The following is a 2,828-nucleotide window of genomic DNA, read 5'->3' on the forward strand; positions in this document are numbered from 1 at the left end:
CGATGCGCTATCGGGCGCTGGCGAGCCCGGCGTTTATCGCGCGGCACTTCCCCAGCGGTGTGCGCGCCGATCAACTGGCGCGCACGCCGGCCTTGGTATTTGGCCCGGACGATTTCCTGCAACACCGCTACCTGGCCGCGCTCGGGGTGGACGGCGGTTTCGAGCACCATTTGTGCCCCTCGTCCGAAGGGTTTATCCGCTTGGCGGAAGCCGGGCTCGGTTGGGGCCTGGTGCCTGAACTGCAGGTCAGCGACCAACTGCAAAGGGGCATATTGGTCGAGTTATTGCCAGATAAGCCCATCGATGTGCCGCTGTACTGGCATCATTGGCGCAGTGGCGGGCAACTGTTGGGTTTGTTGACTGACCATCTGGCTCAGGCCTGTGGTCAATGGTTGGTGCCGTTGGACTGATGGCGGGCGTCAAGGCAACAGCGATGAAAAACGAAAGAACACGGAGTAATACATGAAGATTCTGGTCACCGGCGCAAGCGGCTTCATCGGCGGGCGCTTTGCGCGTTTCGCCCTGGAGCAGGGCCTGGACGTGCGGGTCAACGGGCGGCGCGCCGAAGGTGTGGAACACCTGGTACGGCGCGGTGCCGAGTTTATCCAGGGTGATTTGAATGATGCCGACCTGGTGCGCGAACTGTGCCGCGACGTCGAAGCCGTGGTGCATTGCGCCGGCGCCGTCGGGCTGTGGGGGCGCTATCAGGACTTCCATCAAGGCAATGTGCTGGTGACCGAAAACGTCGTCGAAGCCTGCCTCAAGCAACGGGTTGGGCGCCTGGTTCACTTGTCGTCGCCATCGATCTACTTCGACGGGCGCGACCACCTGGGGCTGACCGAGGACCAAGTGCCCAAGCGCTTCAAGCATCCCTATGCCGCCACCAAGTACCTGGCCGAGCAAAAGGTCTTCGGTGCCCAGGAGTTCGGCCTCGAAGTCCTGGCCCTGCGCCCGCGTTTTGTCACCGGCGCTGGTGACATGAGCATCTTCCCGCGCCTGCTGAAAATGCAGCGCAAGAACCGCCTGGCCATCGTCGGCGACGGCCTGAACAAGGTCGATTTCACCAGCGTACACAACCTTAATGAAGCGCTGCTCAGCAGTTTGCTCGCCACCGGCTCGGCGTTGGGCAAAGCCTACAACATCAGTAACGGCACCCCGGTGCCGGTGTGGGATGTGGTGAACTACGTGATGCGCCAGATGGATTTGCCTCAGGTCACGCGGTATCGGTCCTACGGTTTTTCCTACAGCGTCGCGGCGTTGAACGAGGCATTCTGCGCGATGTGGCCCGGGCGCCCGGAACCGGCGTTGTCGCGTCTGGGCATGCAGGTGATGAACAAAGATTTCACCCTCGACATCAGTCGCGCGAGGCATTATCTCGACTATGAGCCCAAGGTCAGCCTGTGGACCGCGCTCGACGAGTTCTGCCACTGGTGGAAGGCTCAGGAACCGGGGCTGAAGTAAGCTCACAAGCGGCAACACATCGGGAACCGAATTCAGCGTTCCGGGTCGATCAGTGCGGCGGGACAGCGGTTTATACTCCCGTCGCCCGGCTTTCCAGGTAGTCATTTCACGATTCAGGGTTGATTCATGCGCAACGATGCCAACGACGATTTCGACAATGTTCCCAGCCTGCGGGCCGACACCTTGGACGATGATGATTTCGTGCCGACCGCCGCCACCTCCGTGCGCTCGCGCAACACTCCCGTGGTCAAGGTCAAAAGCGCCAGTACCGGCCCGCTGTGGGCCTTGGTCGGCGCGCTGCTGATCGCCTTTGCCGGCCTGGCCTGGTGGAGCTTCCAGCAGATTTCGCTGATGGGCCAGCAACTGGTTGCGACCCAGGAAAGTTTTGCGCGCATCAGCGAAGAAGCGGCAGGGCGCCTGCAGGATATTTCCGGCAAGTTCGTCGCCAGTGAAGCCAGCGTGAACAACGGCAGCGAAGCGCTGAAACTGCAGATCAGGCAGCTGGAAACCCAGTTGCTGGAGCAGGGCAAGCAGCAAGTCGGCGTGGCCGGCCAGGCCACCGAGCTGGACAAGCGCCTGGCCAAAATGACCGCTGGCACCACCGACCTGTCCAACGCCAACGCCAAGTTGCAAGGCCAGGTGCAAGCGTTGACCGACGCTGTGGCCGGCCTCAAGGCGGCGCAAGGGGAGGCCGCCAAGCGCGATAGCGAGATCAGGGATCTGGTCGCTGACGTGGCGGCCCTGAAGAAACAGGGCAGCCCGAGCGCCGCCATCGCCCGTCTTGAACAAGACATGGTGGTGCTAAAGAGCGCGCAGGACAACCAGCCGGCCAATAGCGACGCGCCGACCAATAAAGAGTTCGACGTGTTCCGCATTCAGACCACCCGCAATATCACCACCTTGCAGAGTCAGGTGCAGAACCTGAACCAGCGCCTCAATTCGCCGGCCGCAGCCGCGCCGATCGGTCAGTAAAGGTCTTGGAGAATGTCACCATCCGGTGACATTTCTCTTGTCCTTCGTTACATGCCCTCACGCCGCCCTTGTTTAGACTCCGGTCATCCCCCCAAAAATAATAAGGGCCTGCCATGACCACCCAACCACTGCCTGCCGGCAGTTGGCTGAACGCACCTGCCCACCATGCCTGGCTCGCCAGCGAAGGCCAGCGCTTGCTGTCATTCGCCAAGGCCTCGCGCCTGGCCGACGGTTTCGGCAACCTGGACGATAACGGCCAGTTGCCGGCCAATGCCGTTGCCGAAACCATGAACACCGCGCGCATGACCCATAGCTTCGCCATGGCCCACGCGATGGGGCTGCCGGGGTATGCCGAGCTGGTCGAGCACGGGGTTGCCGCCCTCAGCGGCCCGCTA

Annotated in this window: 4 protein-coding genes; all 4 read left to right on the top strand. The window is 62.1% G+C overall.

Going from position 1 to position 2,828, the window contains the following annotated elements; translation table 11 throughout:
* The coding region (locus tag L9Z73_RS28565; RefSeq protein WP_247408140.1) for a LysR substrate-binding domain-containing protein at nt 1–410 on the top strand (410 nt) is incomplete at its 5' end.
* A 52-nt stretch (nt 411–462) separates the two neighbouring features.
* A complete protein-coding gene (locus L9Z73_RS28570; RefSeq protein ID WP_247408142.1) occupies nt 463–1,461 on the top strand; it encodes an NAD-dependent epimerase/dehydratase family protein in 999 nt (332 codons plus the stop codon).
* A gap of 126 nt (nt 1,462–1,587) precedes the next feature.
* A complete protein-coding gene (locus L9Z73_RS28575) occupies nt 1,588–2,433 on the top strand; it encodes an ATPase (protein ID WP_247408144.1) in 846 nt (281 codons plus the stop codon).
* A 113-nt stretch (nt 2,434–2,546) separates the two neighbouring features.
* On the top strand, nt 2,547–2,828 hold a 282-nt coding region (locus L9Z73_RS28580), incomplete at its 3' end, for an AGE family epimerase/isomerase (RefSeq protein ID WP_247408146.1).

Source organism: Pseudomonas emilianonis (assembly GCF_023072625.1).
In the GTDB taxonomy this organism is placed as follows: Bacteria; Pseudomonadota; Gammaproteobacteria; order Pseudomonadales; family Pseudomonadaceae; genus Aquipseudomonas; species Aquipseudomonas paraveronii.

Coding starts and splice junctions, on each gene's coding strand:
- L9Z73_RS28570 (WP_247408142.1), top strand. CDS start 463: ATGAAGATTCTGGTCACCGGCGCAAGCGGCTTCATCGGCGGGCGCTTT.
- L9Z73_RS28575 (WP_247408144.1), top strand. CDS start 1,588: ATGCGCAACGATGCCAACGACGATTTCGACAATGTTCCCAGCCTGCGG.